Source organism: Pseudomonas viridiflava (assembly GCF_900184295.1).
Classification (GTDB): domain Bacteria; phylum Pseudomonadota; class Gammaproteobacteria; order Pseudomonadales; family Pseudomonadaceae; genus Aquipseudomonas; species Aquipseudomonas viridiflava.
The window spans coordinates 432,467-452,518 of record NZ_LT855380.1 but is presented as its reverse complement, the minus strand read 5'-3'; the positions used below and the strand labels follow the sequence as shown (position 1 = coordinate 452,518).

16 protein-coding genes are annotated in these 20,052 nt (G+C 60.5%); 7 read left to right on the top strand and 9 right to left on the bottom strand.

Going from position 1 to position 20,052, the window contains the following annotated elements:
- Positions 1-20: 20 nt before the first annotated feature.
- From CFBP1590_RS02165 to tkt, 3 genes are all read right to left on the bottom strand, one after another.
- Entirely contained in the window at positions 21-1,184 is a 1,164-nt protein-coding gene (locus tag CFBP1590_RS02165) for a phosphoglycerate kinase (RefSeq protein WP_088234406.1), read from the bottom strand.
- A 16-nt stretch (positions 1,185-1,200) separates the two neighbouring features.
- A complete protein-coding gene (gene epd, locus CFBP1590_RS02160; RefSeq protein ID WP_088234405.1) occupies positions 1,201-2,250 on the bottom strand; it encodes an erythrose-4-phosphate dehydrogenase in 1,050 nt (349 codons plus the stop codon).
- Between the two features lie 133 nt (positions 2,251-2,383).
- On the bottom strand, positions 2,384-4,381 hold the full coding sequence (gene tkt / locus CFBP1590_RS02155) for a transketolase (RefSeq protein WP_029244141.1): 1,998 nt from the start codon (positions 4,379-4,381) through the stop codon (positions 2,384-2,386).
- Positions 4,382-4,639: 258 nt separating this feature from the next.
- On the opposite strand from tkt, the gene CFBP1590_RS02150 reads away from it, so the two are divergent.
- Positions 4,640-5,635, top strand: coding sequence for an ArsR/SmtB family transcription factor (locus CFBP1590_RS02150; RefSeq protein ID WP_088234404.1), 996 nt, complete (start codon positions 4,640-4,642; stop codon positions 5,633-5,635).
- Positions 5,636-5,655: 20 nt separating this feature from the next.
- The gene (gene metK / locus CFBP1590_RS02145) at positions 5,656-6,846 is read left to right on the top strand and encodes a methionine adenosyltransferase (RefSeq protein ID WP_004880242.1); all 1,191 of its coding nucleotides are present in this window, start codon (positions 5,656-5,658) and stop codon (positions 6,844-6,846) included.
- Here metK and CFBP1590_RS02140 read toward each other — a convergent pair.
- Together CFBP1590_RS02140 and CFBP1590_RS02135 are read right to left on the bottom strand one after the other, a co-directional pair.
- The gene (locus CFBP1590_RS02140; RefSeq protein WP_080665327.1) at positions 6,791-7,117 is read right to left on the bottom strand and encodes a type II toxin-antitoxin system PemK/MazF family toxin; all 327 of its coding nucleotides are present in this window, start codon (positions 7,115-7,117) and stop codon (positions 6,791-6,793) included. The genes metK and CFBP1590_RS02140 overlap by 56 nt on opposite strands.
- The gene (locus tag CFBP1590_RS02135; protein ID WP_004880245.1) at positions 7,114-7,368 is read right to left on the bottom strand and encodes an AbrB/MazE/SpoVT family DNA-binding domain-containing protein; all 255 of its coding nucleotides are present in this window, start codon (positions 7,366-7,368) and stop codon (positions 7,114-7,116) included. The genes CFBP1590_RS02140 and CFBP1590_RS02135 overlap by 4 nt, the downstream gene beginning before the upstream one ends.
- A 243-nt stretch (positions 7,369-7,611) precedes the next feature.
- Here CFBP1590_RS02135 and ligB point away from each other — a divergent pair, with 243 nt between their 5' ends.
- Entirely contained in the window at positions 7,612-9,294 is a 1,683-nt protein-coding gene (gene ligB / locus CFBP1590_RS02130; RefSeq protein WP_088234403.1) for an NAD-dependent DNA ligase LigB, read from the top strand.
- Between the two features lie 54 nt (positions 9,295-9,348).
- Positions 9,349-9,756 (top strand): DUF1090 domain-containing protein, encoded by a 408-nt coding sequence (locus tag CFBP1590_RS02125; protein WP_043305551.1) that lies wholly within the window; start codon positions 9,349-9,351, stop codon positions 9,754-9,756.
- Positions 9,757-10,091: 335 nt separating this feature from the next.
- On the opposite strand, the gene CFBP1590_RS02120 is transcribed toward CFBP1590_RS02125, so the two are convergent.
- The 3 genes from CFBP1590_RS02120 to CFBP1590_RS02110 form a co-directional block, all read right to left on the bottom strand.
- Complete coding sequence (locus CFBP1590_RS02120) at positions 10,092-10,493, bottom strand: MAPEG family protein (protein WP_004880251.1); 402 nt, start codon at positions 10,491-10,493, stop codon at positions 10,092-10,094.
- A 96-nt stretch (positions 10,494-10,589) separates the two neighbouring features.
- Entirely contained in the window at positions 10,590-11,981 is a 1,392-nt protein-coding gene (locus CFBP1590_RS02115) for a heavy metal sensor histidine kinase (RefSeq protein WP_088234402.1), read from the bottom strand.
- Positions 11,978-12,652, bottom strand: a complete 675-nt coding sequence (locus tag CFBP1590_RS02110) for a heavy metal response regulator transcription factor (RefSeq protein WP_004880256.1) — start codon at positions 12,650-12,652, stop codon at positions 11,978-11,980. The genes CFBP1590_RS02115 and CFBP1590_RS02110 overlap by 4 nt, the downstream gene beginning before the upstream one ends.
- A 244-nt stretch (positions 12,653-12,896) precedes the next feature.
- On the opposite strand from CFBP1590_RS02110, the gene CFBP1590_RS02105 reads away from it, so the two are divergent.
- The 3 genes from CFBP1590_RS02105 (at position 12,897) to CFBP1590_RS02095 (ending at position 18,644) form a co-directional block, all read left to right on the top strand.
- The gene (locus tag CFBP1590_RS02105; protein WP_043305618.1) at positions 12,897-14,120 is read left to right on the top strand and encodes a TolC family protein; all 1,224 of its coding nucleotides are present in this window, start codon (positions 12,897-12,899) and stop codon (positions 14,118-14,120) included.
- A gap of 69 nt (positions 14,121-14,189) precedes the next feature.
- Positions 14,190-15,467, top strand: a complete 1,278-nt coding sequence (locus CFBP1590_RS02100; RefSeq protein ID WP_058430654.1) for an efflux RND transporter periplasmic adaptor subunit — start codon at positions 14,190-14,192, stop codon at positions 15,465-15,467.
- 24 nt (positions 15,468-15,491) lie between these two features.
- Positions 15,492-18,644, top strand: a complete 3,153-nt coding sequence (locus tag CFBP1590_RS02095; RefSeq protein ID WP_088234401.1) for a CusA/CzcA family heavy metal efflux RND transporter — start codon at positions 15,492-15,494, stop codon at positions 18,642-18,644.
- A 63-nt stretch (positions 18,645-18,707) separates the two neighbouring features.
- On the opposite strand, the gene CFBP1590_RS02090 is transcribed toward CFBP1590_RS02095, so the two are convergent.
- Complete coding sequence (locus tag CFBP1590_RS02090) at positions 18,708-20,033, bottom strand: OprD family porin (RefSeq protein ID WP_029244147.1); 1,326 nt, start codon at positions 20,031-20,033, stop codon at positions 18,708-18,710.
- Positions 20,034-20,052 lie beyond the last annotated feature (19 nt).

The window sequence follows — 20,052 nt, the reverse complement described above, 5'->3', positions numbered from 1 at the left end:
CCTTGTCCAAATGCCTGGATTCAGGCCTTGGCGCGTTGTTCAAGCACTTCAACCGCGGGCAGAACCTTGCCTTCCACGAACTCGAGGAACGCGCCGCCGCCTGTGGAAATATAGGAAATTTGTTCGGCTACACCGTACTTGTCGATGGCTGCCAATGTGTCGCCGCCGCCCGCGATGGAGAACGCAGAGCTTTCGGCAATCGCCTTGGCCAGCGTTTTGGTGCCCTCGCCGAACTGATCGAATTCAAACACACCGACCGGACCGTTCCACAGAATAGTCTTCGAAGATTTCAACAAGTCGGCGAAGTGCGCAGCAGTCTGCGGGCCGATGTCCAGAATCATGTCGTCATCGGCCACATCGGCAATCAGCTTGACGGTAGCGGTAGCGCTTTCGGCGAATTCCTTGGCGACCACAACGTCGGTCGGCAATGGAACGCTGACCTTGGCGGCGATTTCGCGTGCGGTGTCCAGCAGGTCCGGCTCGTAGAGGGACTTACCGACCTTGTGACCGGCTGCTGCCAGGAAGGTGTTGGCAATGCCGCCGCCGACGATCAGCTGGTTGCAGATAGCGCTCAGGCTGTTAAGCACGTCCAGCTTGCTGGAGACCTTGGAACCGGCGACAATGGCCGCCATCGGCTGGGCCGGAGCACCGAGCGCCTTGCCCAATGCATCCAGCTCGGCAGCCAGCAGCGGACCTGCCGCAGCGACCTTGGCGAATTTGGCCACGCCGTGGGTCGAGCCTTCAGCGCGGTGTGCGGTACCGAAGGCGTCCATCACGAACACGTCGCACAGCGCGGCGTACTTCTGCGCCAGCTCATCGGCGTTCTTCTTCTCGCCCTTGTTGAAGCGCACGTTCTCGAACAGCACGATGTCGCCTGGCTTGACGTCAACGCCGTCCAGATAATCGGCAACCAGCGGAACGTCACGACCCAGTGCCTTGCTCAGGTAGTCGGCAACCGGCTTGAGACTGTTCTCTGCAGAGAACTCGCCTTCTGTCGGACGGCCCAGGTGCGAGCAGACCATCACGGCCGCCCCCTTTTCCAGCGCCAGCTTGATGGTCGGCAGCGAAGCAAGGATACGTGCATCGCTGCTGACGACGCCGTCCTTCACAGGGACGTTGAGGTCTTCACGAATCAGTACACGTTTACCTTGCAGATCGAGGTCGGTCATCTTCAACACGGTCATGAGGCGTTCCTGTTTTTTACTGTTGTTGGTCAGCGACGCGCAGAAAGTGCTCTGCAACGTCGAGCATTCGATTGGCAAAGCCCCACTCGTTATCGAACCACGCCAGCAGATTCACCAGCCTGGGTCCGGAAACGCGGGTCTGACTCGCATCGACAATCGCCGAATGCGGGTCATGATTGAAATCGCAGCTGGCGTGCGGCAACTCAGTGTAGGCCAGCAAACCCTTCAACGGGCCGCGGGTAGCGGCCTCGCGCAGGATTCGGTTGATGTCCTGTGCGTCGGTGTCACGAGCCGTCTGCAACGTGATGTCCAGACAGGACACATTGACGGTCGGTACGCGAACAGCTTTGGCCTGAATTCGGCCGGCAAGTTCCGGAAGCAGCCTTTCGATTCCGCGGGCAAGGCCTGTGGAGACCGGGATGATCGACTGAAACGCCGAGCGCGTGCGGCGCAGATCTTCGTGGTGGTAGGCGTCGATCACCGGCTGGTCGTTCATGGCCGAGTGGATCGTGGTGATGGTGACGTACTCAAGCCCGACAGCCTGATCCAGCAGGCGAAGAAGAGGCACGCTGCAGTTGGTGGTGCAGGACGCCGCCGACACCAACAGTTCATGGCCGGTCAGCTTCTGCTGGTTGATGCCAAACACCACCGTGGCATCGACATCGGCCTCGCTGGCCATCGGTTGCGAGAACAGCACTCGCGGCGCGCCCGCATCCAGAAAACGCTGGCCGTCTTCACGGGTGTTGTAGATACCGGAGCATTCGAGCACCAGATCGACGTCCAGCGAAGCCCAGTCAATCTCTTCGGGCGTCGAGCTGCGCAGCACCTTGATCCTGTGATCGTTTATGTGCAGGTATTGCCCTTCGACCCGGACCTGACCGGGAAATCGGCCGTGGGTGGAATCGAAGCGCGTCAGGTATTCGAGACTGGCCATGTCGGCCAGATCGTTTATTGCAACCACTTCAAACCCCGCTTTCGTCCCTCGCTCACACAGCGCACGCACGACGCAACGACCAATGCGGCCGTAGCCGTTCAGAGCAACTTTATAAGGGCGGGGCTGGGGCATGGGGTTCTCATGGATTTAAGCTGAACCCGAAGGGGCGCGCTTGCTTATGGCCACGGCTGCCCGGACAGCAGGGAAGACTGTCCGGGCAATCCGTTTGCGGGCAAACGCGTCCCTGCGAGGGGACGCGTCGTGCTTAGCCTTCGAGCAGCTCTTCAGCAGTGCTCAGGACGTTTTCCAGCGTGAAGCCGAACTCTTCGAACAGCGCAGGCGCAGGCGCCGACTCACCGAAGGTGGTCATACCGATCACGCGGCCTTCCAGACCGACGTACTTGTACCAGTAGTCGGCATGCGCCGCTTCGATGGCGATGCGCGCGCTGACCTGCAGGGGCAGAACGTCCTGCTTGTACATCGCATCCTGAGCTTCGAACACGCTGGTGCATGGCATGGACACCACACGAACCTTGCGGCCCTGCTCGATCAGTTTGTCGTAAGCCTGAACGGCCAGACCGATTTCCGAGCCAGTGGCGATCAGGATCAGCTCAGGCTCGCCGACGCAGTCGCGCAGCACGTAGCCACCGCGAGCGATGTTAGCCAACTGGGCTTCGTCACGCGCCTGGTGAGGCAGGTTCTGACGCGAGAAGATCAACGCCGAAGGACCGTCGTTACGCTCGATGGCGTATTTCCAGGCCACGGCGGATTCCACCGCATCGGCTGGACGCCAGGTGTCCAGGTTCGGCGTGGTGCGCAGGCTGGTCAATTGTTCGATCGGCTGGTGAGTCGGGCCGTCTTCGCCCAGACCGATGGAGTCGTGGGTGAATACGTAGATCACGCGCTTCTTCATCAGCGAAGCCATGCGCACTGCGTTACGGGCGTATTCCATGAAGATCAGGAAGGTTGCGCCGTACGGCACGAAACCGCCGTGCAGCGCGATGCCGTTCATCATGGCGCCCATGCCGAACTCACGCACACCGTAGTGCAGGTAGTTGCCGTTGGGGTCTTCGCCGGTGATGCTCTTGCAGCCTTTCCAGATGGTCAGGTTGGAACCGGCCAGGTCAGCCGAACCGCCGAGGATCTCAGGCAGCAGCGGGCCCAGTGCGCTCAGGGCGTTCTGGCTGGCTTTACGGCTGGCGATGGTTTCGCCCTTGGCGTTGACTTCAGCCACGTAGGCTGCCGATTTCTCGGCGAAGTCGGCTGGCAGCTCGCCGCTCATGCGACGGATGAAATCGTTGGCCAGTTCAGGATGAGCAGCGGAGTAGGCCGCGAAACGCTGATCCCACTCGGCTTCGGCAGCCAGGCCTTTTTCTTTCGCGTTCCACTCGGCATAGATGTCAGCCGGGATGTCGAAAGGACCGTGGTTCCACTTCAGGGCAGCACGAGTCAGGGCGATTTCATCAGCGCCCAGCGGAGCACCGTGGGACTCTTCCTTGCCCTGCTTGTTCGGCGAACCGAAACCAATGGTGGTCTTGCAGCAGATCAGGGTCGGCTGATCGCTCTTGCGAGCGGTGTCGATGGCGGTCTTGATCTCGTCGGCGTCATGGCCGTCGACATTGCGGATGACCTGCCAGCCGTACGACTCGAAACGCTTCGGCGTGTCGTCGGTGAACCAGCCTTCGACTTCGCCGTCGATGGAGATACCGTTGTCGTCGTAGAACGCGATCAGTTTGCCCAGTTGCAGCGTGCCGGCCAGCGAGGCGACTTCGTGCGAGATGCCTTCCATCATGCAGCCGTCACCCATGAACACATAGGTGTGGTGATCGACGATGGAATGGCCCGGACGGTTGAACTGCGCAGCCAGCGTTTTCTCGGCAGCGGCGAAACCGACCGCGTTGGCAAAGCCCTGACCCAGCGGTCCGGTGGTGGTTTCAACGCCCGGCGTGTAACCGTACTCGGGGTGACCCGGCGTGCGGCTGTGCAACTGGCGGAAATTCTTCAGGTCGTCGATGGACAGGTCATAACCGGTCAGGTGCAGCAACGAATAGACCAGCATCGAGCCGTGACCGTTGGACATGATGAAACGGTCACGGTCAGCGAACGCAGGGTTGGCCGGGTTGTGCTTCAGATAATCGCGCCAAAGAACCTCGGCGATATCTGCCATGCCCATGGGGGCACCCGGATGGCCGCTGTTGGCTTTTTGCACGGCATCCATGCTGAGGGCACGAATAGCGTTGGCACGCTCACGACGGCTTGGCATCGCTGATCTCCTGACAGTAAAGGATTGGGATCTGAAAAAGGCGGCCATTTTCCCTCAGGGACCGGCCGGGGGCAATCACAGATAGTGGACCTTAGGCTTTTTTCCTGTGTTGTGGACATTAATTAGCCTGTTACTACTGGATAACGACAGCTTGCGACAAGTTCAGCAGGATCGACAGGCGCCACCCATCAAGCAATATCAAAACTTTTTGATATTGGCCTTGCGAGCTCATGAATCGATCACTAGACTGCGGACCCTATGAACCTGCGTGTGCCTGCAATCCGCCATGATGCATGCGACGACCTCTCTGCATTGTGCAAGGCCGGCGGCGATCCGTTGCGACTGAACGTTCTGCGTGCGCTGACCAACGACTCGTTTGGCGTGCTGGAACTGGCGCAGATTTTCGCTATAGGTCAGTCGGGCATGAGTCACCACTTGAAGGTGTTGGCGCAGGCTGACCTGGTGGCGACCCGGCGTGAGGGCAATGCGATTTTTTACCGTCGCGCCCTGCCCCACACCCACTTGCCCGGCGGCAGATTGCACGCCGCCCTGCTCGATGAAGTGGACACACTGGCATTGCCGGATGAGGTTCAAGGGCGTATTGGTCTGGTGCATCGGCAGCGGGCGCTCGCCAGTCAGGACTTCTTTGCCCGGACCGCGGAAAAGTTTCGCGCCCAGCAGGACCTGATAGCAGGCCTTGCCCAATACAGCGAAAGCCTGCTGACGCTGCTCGACAAACTCAGCTTCGGCAGCGAGGCAACGGCACTGGAAGTAGGCCCCGGCGACGGCGGCTTTCTCCCGGAGCTGGCAAGACGTTTCAGGCACGTGATCGCGATGGACAACAGCCCGGCAATGCTGGAACTGGCCCGCGACCTGTGTCAGCGCAAGGCGCTGTTTAATGTCGAGCTGAAGCTGGCCGATGCACTGACAGACAGTAAAGTACTCGCCGACTGCGTCGTACTGAATATGGTGCTCCATCATTTCGCCGCACCAGCCGAAGCGCTGGCGCAACTGGCCGAATGCGTACAACCCGGCGGTAGCTTGCTGGTAACAGAATTGTGTAGTCATGACCAGAGCTGGGCCAGGGAGGCCTGTGGCGATCTCTGGTTAGGTTTCGAGCAGGAAGACCTGGCCCGTTGGGCCATCGCTGCGGGGCTAGTTCCCGGGGAAAGCCTTTATGTAGGCTTACGTAATGGTTTCCAGATCCAGGTTCGCCATTTTCAGCGACCGGCTGGCGACACTCACCATCGGTAAAATGAAGGAAACCCGTAGAGATGAGCGAATACTCACTTTTCACCTCCGAGTCCGTGTCCGAAGGGCACCCGGACAAGATCGCCGACCAGATTTCCGACGCGGTTCTGGACGCCATCATCGCTGAAGACAAATACGCCCGTGTGGCTTGCGAAACGCTGGTCAAGACCGGTGTGGCGATCATCGCTGGCGAAGTGTCGACTTCGGCCTGGGTCGATCTGGAAGACATCGTGCGTAACGTCATCCTGGACATCGGCTACAATAGCTCCGACGTCGGCTTCGACGGCGCGACCTGCGGCGTGATGAACATCATCGGCAAGCAGTCGGTGGACATCGCCCAGGGCGTTGACCGCAGCAAGCCTGAAGATCAGGGCGCTGGCGACCAGGGCCTGATGTTCGGCTACGCCAGCAACGAAACCGACGTACTGATGCCTGCTCCGATCACCTTCTCGCACCAACTGGTCGAGCGTCAGGCTCAGGCCCGCAAGTCCGGCCTGCTGCCGTGGCTGCGCCCGGATGCGAAATCCCAAGTCACCTGCCGCTACGAAAACGGCAAGGTCGTGGGCGTCGACGCTATCGTTCTGTCGACCCAGCACAACCCGGACGTTTCCTACAAAGACCTGCGCGAAGGCGTGATGGAGCTGATCGTCAAGCACGTTATCCCTGCGCACCTGCTGCACAAGGACACTCAGTTCCACATCAACCCGACCGGCAATTTCATCATCGGTGGCCCGGTGGGCGACTGTGGCCTGACCGGCCGCAAGATCATCGTCGACACCTACGGCGGCATGGCCCGTCACGGCGGCGGCGCGTTCTCCGGCAAGGACCCATCGAAGGTTGACCGTTCGGCTGCCTACGCGGGCCGTTACGTGGCCAAGAACATCGTCGCTGCGGGCCTCGCCGAGCGTTGCGAGATTCAGGTGTCCTACGCTATCGGCGTTGCACAACCGACCTCGATCTCGCTGAACACCTTCGGCACCGGCAAGCTGTCCGACGACAAGATCATCAGCCTGGTTCGCGAGCACTTCGACCTGCGTCCGTACGCGATCACCACCATGCTGGATCTGCTGCACCCGATGTACAAGGCCACTGCGGCCTACGGCCACTTCGGTCGTACCCCGGTCGAAATGACCGTTGGCGATGACACCTTCACCGCCTTCACTTGGGAAAAAACCGACCGCGCCGACGCCCTGCGCGCTGCTGCCGGTCTGTAATTCTCCTGCGGTCATCAAAAGCCCCCGGCGACGTGAGTCTCCGGGGGCTTTTGTTTGGGACTCCCGCCCCACCCAAAGGAACAGCGAACCCCGAATAACGCGCAAAATCACCGCCCTGTATGATAGGCGCAACGATCGCAAGGCCGGTGACGTTATACGCTGCTGGTGTCAGCACCAACGCGGGACGAAAATCGCGCTGCTGTTCTCGGCCAGCGGTTGGATTGAGGCTGATGCGGACGATATCTGCGCGATTGAATCCGTGCTGCTTCACGCTTCACGCCCTATGGGTTGCATGGCGTTCCAACCAGCCAACTCCTCTGGCTCGGACGCATTCAAATCACATTGGGCCATAAGGTCGGCCAATTGGTAATGCAGTCTGGCCTTGGCAGGCTTGAGCGTCATCACTTCGCTGGAAACATCCAGCACCAGCACATCACCGATGACCAGGCTCATCTGCTTGAGCACATTGGCTGGCAATCTGATTGCTGCGCTATTGCCCCACTGCTGAATTTTGACTTCCATACAACACCCCGCCAAATAGTAGATACATTGCAGAAGCGTCACCCCCCTTACGCAAACAGTTATTTACACCAAACCCGCCGGTCATCATCGACGCTTTTGTAACAGCGAGCGAAGTTATCGGCTGGATACGAATGCCATCACCTTCAGTGCGCCAGGGTCGAAAAACCCGGTAACCATGCCGACAAGCCTCATATCCAGACGACAGCTAGCCTTCTCCAGCCAATCCCAAGCAAGGATGCTTCGATGCTGTCTGTTACCCGCCTGATGGGCTGCGCCCTTCTGATCGCCCTTTCCCCCTTCACGACTGCCAGCCAGTGTCCGAACTGGACTGCGCCCCAGGCACAAACCGAGATCCTCTCACTTCAACAACAGATCGCCGAATGGGACGACAGTTACCACCGTCTGGGCGTCTCGCGAATTCCCGACGAGCTTTACGATCAGTCGCGGCAGAAGCTGAAGACATGGCGTACGTGTTTTGCCGTTCCGGCGTCGGACGAAAATCCACTGAAGACCGCAGGCGGCTCGGTGGTGCATCCCATTGCACACACGGGCGTGAACAAGCTGGCCGACGACAAGGCGGTCAAGGCCTGGCTCAAGGGCCGGACCGGTCTGTGGATTCAACCCAAGGTCGATGGCGTGGCCGTTACGCTGATCTATTCCAGGGGCAGCCTGGCGAAGGCCATCAGTCGTGGCGACGGGGTCAATGGCCAGGATTGGACGGCTCAGGCGCAGTTGATCAAGGCCATTCCTCAGCAATTGCCGTGGCCGGATGACGTTGTGCTGCAAGGCGAGTTGTACAAGCGGCTGTCCGAACATGTGCAAGCGTCGGCAGGCAGCGTGAATGCACGCAGCAAGGTGGCCGGACTGCTGGCACGCAAAACGTTGAGCCTCGCGCAGGCAGAAACCATCGGGCTGTTCGTCTGGGACTGGCCTGATGGCCCGGCCACCATGAGCGAGCGTCTGGCAGGCTTGAACGCCATGGGTTTTGCCGACAGCACCCGCTACACGCTTGCGCTGGAGAGTTATGCGCAGGCCGCGCAGTGGCGCGAGCATTGGTATCGGACGCCGATGCCGTTCGCCACGGACGGCGTGATCATGCGTCAGGGCGAACGCCCTTCCTCCGAGCGCTGGCAAGCGAAAGCGCCTTACTGGATCGCCGCCTGGAAGCACCCTTATGCGCAAGCGCTGGCCGAGGTGCGCAAGGTCAGCTTCACGATTGGTCGCAGCGGCAGGATCACCCCGATCCTTGAGCTGACACCGATACGTCTGGACGACCGGACCGTCAGTCGAATCAGTACAGGCTCGCTGCAACGCTGGCAGACGCTGGATATCCGCCCCGGCGATCAGGTGGCGATCAGTCTGGCCGGGCTGACCATTCCACGGCTCGACGGTGTGATTACGCGCAGTGTCGAGCGGGCAGAGGTGAATGTTCCGCAGGCCAGTGACTTTCATGAACTCAGTTGCTGGCAACCGACGTCGGGCTGCGAAAGCCAGTTTCGGGCGCGGCTGACTTGGCTCAGCGGCAAGAAGGGGCTGGCCTTGAGTGGCGTGGGGCCGGGCACTTGGGACAGGCTCATCGAAAGCGGGAAAATCAATGGTCTGGTCGATTGGATGACCCTCGATCAGGCTGAGCTTGTTAACATTCCCGGTCTTGCCGAGCGCAGCAGCGCTAAACTGTTCGCCAGCCTGCAAACCGCCCGCCAAAAGCCTTTCCAGACATGGCTCAAGGCTATCGGCCTGCCGCCCGCAGGAAGCGCTCGACTGGATGCCGATTGGGATCAGCTGGCCTCACGCAGTATTGAACAATGGCAGGCAGAACCGGGCGTGGGTCCGGGACGGGCGGCAAAACTCGTTGCATTCTTCAATGATCCGCAAGTACAGGCATTGAGCCAGCAATTGCGTGTTTCAGGTATTTCAGGTTTCTAGAGTCCGGGTTTCACTTTTTATGCCCGGGCGTTGTTGCTTTCAAAAGGAGTTCATATGAAGTTTTTATCAACACTGGTTCTTTTCACCAGCTGCACGTTACTGGCTACACCTCTGTTCGCCGATGAACAGGCACCGCCATCCGAGTGCCTGCTCAAGAGTCAGGAAATCAGCAGCAAGATTCAGGAAGCCAAGAGCGAAGGCAACAAGGCTCAACAGGCAGGTCTGGAAACAGCACTTGCCGAGGTCAATGCAAACTGCACCGAGGCGTCGCAAGTCAAACAGCGCGAACAGAAGGTCCTGGACGCCAAACGTGAAGTCAGCCGTCGCCAGTCCGACCTGACCAAGGCGATGGAAAAGGGCGATCCGGAGAAGATCAACAAGCGCAAGGACAAACTCGCCGAGTCGCGCAAGGAATTGCAGGATGCGCAGGCAGAGCTTGAGAAAGTGCAGCCGGATGAGTGAGCAGCCATTGGCAACTGCTTACTCACGCGTAATCCACTGAGGCTTGCCGGCGATGAACGATGACGCGGTTTTCCTGGCAAACCGCGTCGACTGCATCGCCGGCAAGCCGCCTCTTATCAAACAACCTGCAACCCACTGAAGAAACCCGATTTTTTGTAGGAGCGCGCTTGGTCTGGGCGGCAATCCGACGATAGGATCTTACGGACAGAAACTCAGCGACTGAACTGACGCAATCGCGGGCAAGCGCGCTCCTACGGCCCGTGTTCGCTGCGCGACAGCGCTACGTCGAAAACGTGATGGCGCTTCCCACAGTTTTAAGCGACTGCCACAGCCAATCACGCCGCAGCAGGAAATGCCGACACGCCGAACAGGGCAACGATCAGGCCCATCCCGACCAGCCAGATGATGGAGCGCATCGCTGCCAGATCGGCCAGATAAAAGATGATGTAGAGCAGGCGGCTGGTGATGAACAGCACCGCAAGCACGTCGATGGTGACCAACTGCGCGTTGCCCGCGACATGCGCAATGATCACCGCCGCTGCGAACGCAGGGGTCACTTCATAGCTGTTCAGTTGCGCGGCATGTGCGCGCTTCGGAAATCCTTCCAGCTTGTCGAGAAAAGCGCGAGGGTCATGATTGTTGCCGGGCTTGAATTTGCCGCTGCCGACCTTGGCGATGCCTGCGCAGGCGATCGGCAAAAGGATCGCTACCAGCACACACCAGAAAGCTACTGTCATACATCCATCCTTATTATGTCGGCTTCATCTAGAAGCATGCCAGGCACGAACAGCCTTAAAGCTCAGAGCCGGACGCGGCCCAAAGGTTCTTCCGGCTTACACCAGTTTAGGAAAAATCAGGCTGAACGTGGTGAACCGCCCAGGCTCGCTCTCGGCTTTCACCTGGCCTTCATGCAGGCTCATGATCGACCGGACGATGGCCAGCCCCAGGCCTGTACCGCCCTGCTGTCGGGCGCGACTGACGTGAACCCGGTAAAACCGGTCGAACAGGCGTGGCAGGTGCTCGGCATCAATGCCTTCCCCGGCATTGCGCACCGCCAGCGTAATGTCTTCGACGTGTGTGACGATCCTTATCGTGATGGCGGTGCCACTCGCCCCATGACGAATCGCATTGGATAGCAGGTTGGAGATCGCCCGCTGAATCATCAGCCGGTCGCCCATGGCCTTACCGTTGCCTTCGATCTGCAAGGTGATGTCACGGTCTTCAGCCGATGCCGAAAACAGTTCGGCCACTTTTTCCGATTCCTCGCGCAGATCGATGGGCTCCAGCGCCAGCGGCGCCGAGGGCTGGCTGACGCTGGCGAGAAACAGCATCTGGGCGATCATGCGCGACATGCGCTCCAGCTCTTCGGTACAGGACTCGAGCGCCTGTCTGTACTCTTCCGGCGGACGGGGTCGCGACAACGTCACCTGCGCCTTGCCCATCAGGTTGTTCATGGGTGAACGCATCTCGTGCGCCAGATCGTCCGAGAACTGCGACAGCTGCTGAACGTCGCCGTCCAGCCGGTGCAGCATGAAGTTCACGGCGTGAGCCAGATCGCGCAGTTCGTCCGGCAAACCGGTCACTTTCATGCGGTGCGACAGGTCGCGGGCCGAAATCAGCGCGGTCACTTTCCGGAATGCTCCCAAAGGCCTGAGACCGCGGCGCACAACCCACCAGGCACCCAGCCCGACCAGTAACAGAATCACCGGCAGGATCATGAAGGTGGACATCATGTAGGCATGCAGCAGTGAGGTGTCGTTTTTGCGGTCCAGCGTCAGCATGACCAGAATGTTTTCATCCGTCTTGAGACGAATGTTCTTGTAGCCCACCAGCAGCTTGTGACCTTCGCTGGCCTCCAGCGCGTGAAAGCCCTGATCCTGCCCACCGGCTGCGGGCGGCGGCAAATTGCGGCCTTCTTCATTGCCGATATTCATCAGTGGCTGGCGCGGCATGCTCGAGTCGAAGATGCTCAGGGCAAAGCTGTCATGACCGACAATCTGATCGCGCAGCGTATGCGGATACTGGACGATGTCTCCAACCGACAGAAAGCCTTCGCTGAGCCCATGCTCGATCTGGGTGAATTTCTCCCTCAGGCTGTCTTCTGCACGCAGGTCGAGTTGATGGGAAATGGCCGCGTAGGCGAACAGCTCCATGATCACCACCAGAAACGCACTCAATGAGGTGACCGTCAGGCCCAACCGCGTTGAGAGGCGCGTGGGTTTCATTCGCGTACTTCCAGCACATAGCCCACACCACGCAAGGTGTGGATCAGCTTGGTTTCGAACGGGTCGTCGATCTTGGCTCGCAGGCGACGGATCGAAACCTCGACCACGTTGGTGTCGCAATCGAAGTTCATGTCCCAGACCAGCGAAATGATCTGGGTGCGCGACATGACCTCTCCGGTGTGGCGCATCAGCAGATGCAGCAAGGCGAATTCCTTGGTGGTCAGGTCGATACGCTGTTTGCCACGAAAGGCCCGGTGACGGCCCTGATCCAGCTCCAGATCTCCGACCTGCAGGACCTGCGGCGTACTGGGCTGTTCGCAGCGACGCATCAGGGTGCGGACTCTGGCCAGCAATTCGGGAAACTCGAACGGCTTGACCAGATAGTCGTCGGCGCCCATTTCGAGGCCCTTGACCTTTTCTTCCAGACGGCCCCGCGCAGTGACCATCATGATCCGGGTGTTGACGGTTTTCCTGAGCCGGGCCAGGACCTCCCAGCCATCCATTTCAGGCAGGTTTACATCCAGAATGACGATGTCATAAGCCTGATGCTGCGCGAGATAAAGCCCGTCGAGTCCGGTGGCGGCGATATCGACAACATAGCCACTTTCGGTCAGACCCTGATGCATGTATTCGGCAGTTTTCGGCTCGTCCTCTACTACAAGGATTCGCATGGCTATATGTCCTGTCTGATGTCGGTTGATCCGCAGTGTACGGGCAAACAGCCAGCCTCCACAGCACATAACGGAATTGTAATTTTGCAGCAATCCCTCTGATACCTCCGGTTACATAAAGTCCTCCCCATTCAGGTTCAACAGCCCTTTTGGCGCGGTTGTTCTTTCCACTGACGGGGGTGTTGTATGCAACTGGAGAGCCATGATCGTGCTCGGGTTTAGGCTGGCGTCCGGGTGGACGCACATCAGAACGGGCGCACTTTGCGTGCTGTTGTTTCCATTGATGACTCCGGTGGCGATCGCTCAGGGGTTGAGCCTGCCACAGGCCATCGAAGCGGCGTTTGCCGAGAACCCTGACCTTGCGGCCGCCCGCTGGGAAATCGGGGTGGCTGAAGGTGAACGCCAGCAGGCAGGGTTGATGCCCAACCCGGTAGCGTCCTGGGAGGCGGAGGACACACGCAGCGAGACCCGAACCACCACCGTGATGCTCAGCCAGGCGCTGGAACTGGGTGGCAAGCGCGGGGCGCGAATCGAGGCCGCCAGCCGTGGCCAGGACGCCGCCCGGATCGAGCTTGAGCGGCGCGGCAACGAGTTGCGTGCCGAGGTGGTTCAGGCGTTCTACGCCGCCGCCCGTGCGCAGGCGGGTCTTGACCTGGCGCGGCAATCCCGGTCACTGGCAGAGCGCGGTCTGCAAGTGGCCGAAGGCCGTGTGCAGGCGGGCAAGACTTCGCCTGTCGAGGCAACACGGGCTCAGGTGCAACTGGCCGAAACCGACCTGCTGGTACGGCGCGCCGAGACCCTGAAAATCAACAGTTACCGCGAGCTGGCACGAGCGACGGGATCATCGAACACCTCATTCGACCGGCTGGACTACACCGATCTGTCACCCGGCAAGGTGCCGCCTTCGGCCAGAATGCTGACCGCCCTCAACGAAACGGCCGAACTGCGTCTCGCCCAGGCCCAGATCGACCAGCGTGAAGCCGCGCTCGGCTCGGAACGGGCCAAGCGGGTTCCGGACCTGACCGTCAGTGTCGGCAGCCAGTACAGCCGTGAAGATCGCGAGCGCATCAACGTGGTCGGCCTGTCGATGCCGATTCCCTTGTTCGATCGCAATCAGGGCAACGTCCTTTCTGCTGCCAGACGCTCGGATCAGGCACGCGACCTGCGCAATGCCGTGGAGCTGAAACTGCGCACCCAGATCCAGTCGGCGCTTGATCAATGGGCCACCGCCTCGCGCGAAGTGGAGTCGTTCAACCGGGTCATCCTGCCTGCAGCGCAGCGCGCGGTCGATACGGCAACGCGTGGCTTCGAGATGGGCAAGTTCGGTTTCCTCGAAGTGCTGGATGCCCAGCGCACCCTGATTTCCGCCCGCAGCCAGTACCTGGAATCGCTGGCAACGGCCACCGACGCCAGCGTCAGCGTCGAACGCATCTATGGCGACCTCGACCGGTTCAGCCTCAAACCCTGACTTCTTTTTTGCGCACCTATCGAGCGCACCGCAGCGTGCGCAGCACCTACATGATTGCCGGGAGCATCCATGGACAACAAACGAAGCATTGGCATCGCCCTGGCGGTGGTGGTCATCATTGGCCTGGGCAGTCTGACCCTGAAGCCTGGCCTGCTGCCTTTCAGCGCCCAGGCTGAACCGGACACGCACGCCAACGAATCGGCGGACGCCCACGCAGGCGAAGAAGCCCACGCGGACGAGGAACATGGCGAGGACGGCCATGGCAGCGAACCAGAACAGCACGGCGCCACGAAAGCGGAGCCCGCGCACGAGGAAGAAGAAGGCCACCTTGAGCTCAGTGCCGAACAGATCAAGGCCGCCGGCATTGAACTGGTCGCCGCCGAGCCCCGACCAATGAGCACGTCAGTCACCTTCCCCGGCGAAATCCGCTTTGATGAAGACCGCACCGCCCACGTAGTGCCTCGCGTCGGCGGCGTCGTCGAATCGGTCAAGGTCGAGCTGGGCCAGAGCGTCAAAAAAGGTCAGGTGCTGGCCGTCATCGCCAGTCAGCAGATATCCGATCAACGCAGCGAGTTGAACGCGGCGCAGCGGCGCCAGGAACTGGCGCGGCTGACCCTGCAACGCGAGAAGAAACTCTGGGAAGACCGGATTTCGGCCGAACAGGATTACCAGCAGGCGCGTCAGGCGTTTCAGGAAGCGGACATCAGCCTGTCCAACGCCCGGCAGAAGCTCAGCGCCATCGGCGCCAGCGTCAGCCCCACCGCAGGCAACCGCTATGAGCTGATTGCCCCTTTCGACGCGATGGTCGTGGAGAAACACCTGGCCATCGGCGAAGTGGTGAGCGACGCGAGCAACGCCTTCACGCTGTCTGATCTGTCCCGCGTCTGGGCCACCTTCGGCGTCGCACCCAAGGACCTGGACAAAGTCATCGTCGGTCGCCCGGTCTCGGTCAGCGCACCCGACCTGAACGCTCGCGTCGAGGGCCGTATCGGTTATGTCGGCAGCCTGCTGGGTGAGCAGACCCGCGCGGCCACCGTTCGCGTCACCCTCGCCAACCCCAACGGCGCCTGGCGACCGGGGCTGTTCGTCTCGGTCGACGTGGCGGCAGAACAGAGCCAGGTCGCGGTCAGTCTGCCGGAGTCGGCGATTCAGACCGTCGAAGACAAGCCTTCGGTGTTCGTGCGCAACGACGAGGGCTTTCAGTTGACGCCCGTCACGCTCGGCCGCAGCGATGGCGGCTACGTGGAAATCGTCAAAGGCCTGGCCGCAGGCACCCAAGTGGCCGCCGCCGGCAGCTTCATTCTCAAGTCGGAGCTGGGCAAAGGCTCCGCCGAGCACGCCCATTGACCTGCGTCGTACGAGTATTCCCTCATGTTTGAACGGTTGATCAAATTCGCGATTGAACAGCGCATCGTGGTGATGCTCGCGGTCCTGCTGATGGCAGGACTGGGCATCGCCAGTTACCAGAAACTACCCATCGATGCCGTACCCGACATCACCAACGTACAGGTGCAGATCAACACCTCGGCGCCCGGTTTTTCGCCGCTGGAGACCGAGCAACGCATCACCTTCGCCATCGAAACCAACATGGCCGGCCTGCCCGGTCTGCAACAGACACGCTCGCTGTCGCGCTCGGGTCTGTCGCAGGTCACGGTGATTTTCGAAGACGGCACCGACCTGTTCTTCGCCCGCCAACAGGTGAACGAACGGCTGCAGATTGCCAAGGACCAGTTGCCCGAAGGCGTCGAAACCATGATGGGGCCGGTCTCCACCGGACTGGGCGAGATTTTCCTGTGGACCGTCGAAGCCCGAGAAGGCGCACGCAAGGAGGACGGCACGCCGTACACGCCGACCGACCTGCGGGTGATTCAGGACTGGATCATCAAGCCGCAGTTGCGCAACGTGCCGGGTGTGGCCGAAATCAACACCATCGGCGGCTTCGCTAAACAGTATGAAATCGCGCCCGATCCCAAGAAACTCGCCGCCTACAAGCTGACCCTGAATGATCTGGTTGCAGCGCTGGAGCGCAACAACGCCAACGTCGGCGCGGGCTACATTGAACGAGGCGGCGAACAACTGCTGATCCGCGCACCGGGCCAGCTCGAAAACATCGATGACATTGCCAACATCGTCATCGCCAACGTTCAGGGCACGCCGATTCGGGTGAGCAGCGTGGCTGAAGTCGGCATCGGCAAGGAGATGCGCTCCGGCGCCGCCACTGAAAACGGTCGCGAGGTCGTCCTCGGCACCGTGTTCATGCTGATTGGCGAAAACAGCCGCACGGTTTCCCAGGCCGTGGCCGCCAAACTGGCCGACATCAATCGCACACTGCCCGAAGGCATCGAAGCGGTTACTGTTTACGACCGCACCAACCTGGTCGAAAAAGCCATTGCGACGGTGAAGAAAAACCTCGTCGAAGGCGCCATTCTGGTCATCGCGATCCTGTTTCTGTTTCTGGGCAATATCCGCGCTGCGCTGATCACTGCGATGGTCATCCCGCTGGCGATGCTGTTCACCTTCACCGGCATGTTTGCCAACAAGGTCAGCGCCAACCTCATGAGCCTTGGCGCGCTGGACTTCGGCATCATCGTCGATGGCGCGGTGGTGATCGTCGAGAACTCGATTCGCAGGCTTGCTCATGCGCAGCAGAAACACGGCCGGATGCTGACCCGCGCCGAACGTTTTCATGAAGTCTTCGCTGCCGCGAAAGAAGCTCGACGCCCGCTGATCTTCGGCCAGTTGATCATCATGGTCGTGTACCTGCCGATCTTCGCCCTCACAGGCGTCGAAGGCAAAATGTTCCATCCGATGGCGTTTACCGTGGTGATCGCCCTGCTCGGTGCCATGATCCTGTCGGTCACTTTCGTGCCTGCGGCCATCGCCATGTTCGTGACCGGCAAGGTCAAGGAAGAAGAAGGCTTCGTGATGCGCACCGCTCGCCAGCGCTATGCGCCGGTGCTCGGCTGGGTACTGGGGCATCGCTGGATTGCCTTCACCCTGGCGTTCGTGGTGATGGTGTTGTCCGGTTTTACTGCCAGCCGCATGGGCAGTGAGTTCATCCCGAGCCTGAGCGAAGGCGACTTCGCACTGCAGGCCCTGCGCGTGCCTGGCACCAGCCTGACGCAATCGGTGGACATGCAGCAGCGCCTCGAAAAGGCCGTGATCGAAAAGATGCCGGAAGTGGAGCGCATGTTCGCGCGTACCGGCACGGCAGAAATTGCCGCCGACCCCATGCCGCCGAACATCTCCGACAGCTACGTAATGCTCAAGCCGCAGAGCGAATGGCCGGACCTTGACAAGTCGCGGGAAACCCTGATCGCCGAGTTGCAAAAGGCCGCTGCCAGCGTGCCGGGCAGCAATTACGAGTTGTCCCAGCCGATCCAGTTGCGCTTCAACGAACTGGTGTCGGGCGTGCGCAGCGATGTGGCGGTCAAAGTGTTCGGCGACGACATGACCGTGCTCAACCAGACTGCCGCCAAAATCGCCGCGGCCATGCAAAAGGTGCCAGGCGCGTCCGAAGTGAAGGTCGAGCAGACCACTGGCCTGCCGGTGCTGACCATCAATATCGACCGCGACAAGGCGGCACGCTATGGCCTCAACGTTGCCGATGTGCAGGACGCTATCGCCACGGCGCTGGGCGGCCGGCAGGCCGGCACGCTGTATGAGGGTGATCGTCGCTTCGACATGGTGGTGCGCCTGTCCGAACAGCTGCGCACCGACGTAGCCGGACTGTCCAGCCTGCTGATTCCGGTGCCGGCCAGCGCAGGCAGCATTAACCAGCAGATCAGCTTTATCTCGCTGTCGCAGGTTGCCAGCCTCGATCTGGTGCTGGGCCCGAATCAGATCAGCCGCGAGAACGGCAAGCGGCTGGTGATCGTCAGCGCCAACGTGCGCGGCCGTGACCTGGGCTCGTTCGTCGAGGAGGCGGGCCAGACCATCGACAGCAGCGTGCAGATTCCAGCGGGCTACTGGACCAACTGGGGCGGTCAGTTCGAACAGTTGCAGTCGGCCGCCAAACGCCTGCAGATCGTGGTTCCCGTTGCGCTGTTACTGGTGCTCGCGCTGCTGTTCCTGATGTTCAACAACCTCAAGGACGGCCTGCTGGTCTTCACCGGCATCCCGTTCGCCCTGACCGGCGGCGTCATGGCGCTGTGGCTGCGCGACATACCGCTGTCGATCTCCGCAGGCGTGGGGTTCATCGCCCTGTCGGGTGTGGCGGTACTCAACGGACTGGTGATGATCTCGTTCATCCGCAACCTGCGCGAAGAGGGCCGCTCCCTGCACGACGCCATCACCGAAGGCGCCCTCACCCGCCTGCGCCCGGTACTGATGACCGCGCTGGTCGCATCGCTGGGCTTCATCCCGATGGCGCTGGCAACAGGCACCGGTGCAGAAGTGCAAAGGCCCCTGGCGACTGTGGTGATCGGCGGGATTCTCTCGTCCACGGCACTGACGTTGCTGGTGTTGCCTGCGTTGTATCAGTGGGCGCATCGGCGGGAGGAGGAAGAGGTGGAAGCCAAGTGACTGGCTGAGCCATGACGCAGACCAAAAAAACGCCCCTCGGGGCGTTTTTTGTTCGACGAATAATCAGAGAACACTCAGCGGGTATTCGACGATCACCCGCACTTCATCCAGATCCGACTCAAACGCGGTCGCTCGGGTTGTGGCCTGACGCACGCGTACTGACAGGTCTTTCATGGTGCCGGTCTGAACGATGTATTTGGCTTCGATGTTGCGCTCCCAGCGTTTCTGGTCGGTCAGCGGGTTGCCCTGCGCGTCGCGGCGCATGTAGGTGCTGTTGGCGTTGGAGTAATCGGCATCGGTGCCTTTGCCGTAACGGGTCATGAACGTCAGGCCCGGCACGCCGTAGGTGGTCATGTCCAGGTTGTAAGTGACCATCCACGAGCGCTCCTTCGGTGAGTTGAAGTCGCTGTACTGGATGGAGTTGGCCAGATAGATCGAGTCGGACAGTCTCAGGTAATCGAAGTCGTCGTCGCCCTGGTTGCGTTGATGGGACACCGCCAGACTGTGCGCGCCGTATTTCAGGCCGACACTGGCACTCCAGATGTCGTTGTCGAACTCGCCGAGCAGGCGCTTGCCTTCGTCGGTCGCGTTGTAATAGTTCAGGCTGCTGGTCATGGACAGGTCGCTGGTGATCGGCAGCACGTAGGAGGCCGAGCCGTATTTCTGATCCCAGGCATCCTTCAACCGGCTGGTGTACAGCGAAAGATTCAGTCTGTCGGTGGCTTCATAGTCGCCGCCAAAGTACGCGAGCCAGGGCGAGTCGACCGGCCCGGCGTAAAACGTGGAAAAGCCTTCTTTCATGTCACTGGATGCAGGCTGGCTCATCCCGTTGAGGCGACCACCCTGCACAGTCAGGCCTTTGATGCTGGTGTTACTGGCAGTCACGCCGCGAAAGCTTTCCGGCAGCAGACGCGCATCACCGTAGGCAACCACTGGCGTCACTGGAAACACATCGCCGACATGAACCACAGTGTCAAAAGCTCTGGCTTTCAGTGCGCCGCCGACTTTGGTGTATTCGTCGCGGGCGTTGCCATCCGAATCGACAGGCATCACCGAGAACGGCGTCTGCAGGCCGTTTCGCCCGTCGCCCGTGTCCAGCTTAATGCCGACCATGGCGAACGCATCGAGGCCGACGCCGATGGTGCCCTGGGTGAAGCCCGATTCGAACCGCCCCATGATGCCGTGCGCCCAGCCTTCGGAGTAGCCGCTGCCCGTCGGGCTCGACTCGCCATTGCGGTGGTCACGGTTCATGTAGAAATTTCGGTTGAGAATATTGAGCGTGCTGCCTTCGACAAACCCTTCTTTCTGCTCTTCTGCGAAGGCGGCAAAGGGTGTCATCCCGGCGAGGGTCGAACACAAGGCGAGGGAAAGTCTTTTACGTTGAGTCATGTGCGCTCCGTTCATTTGG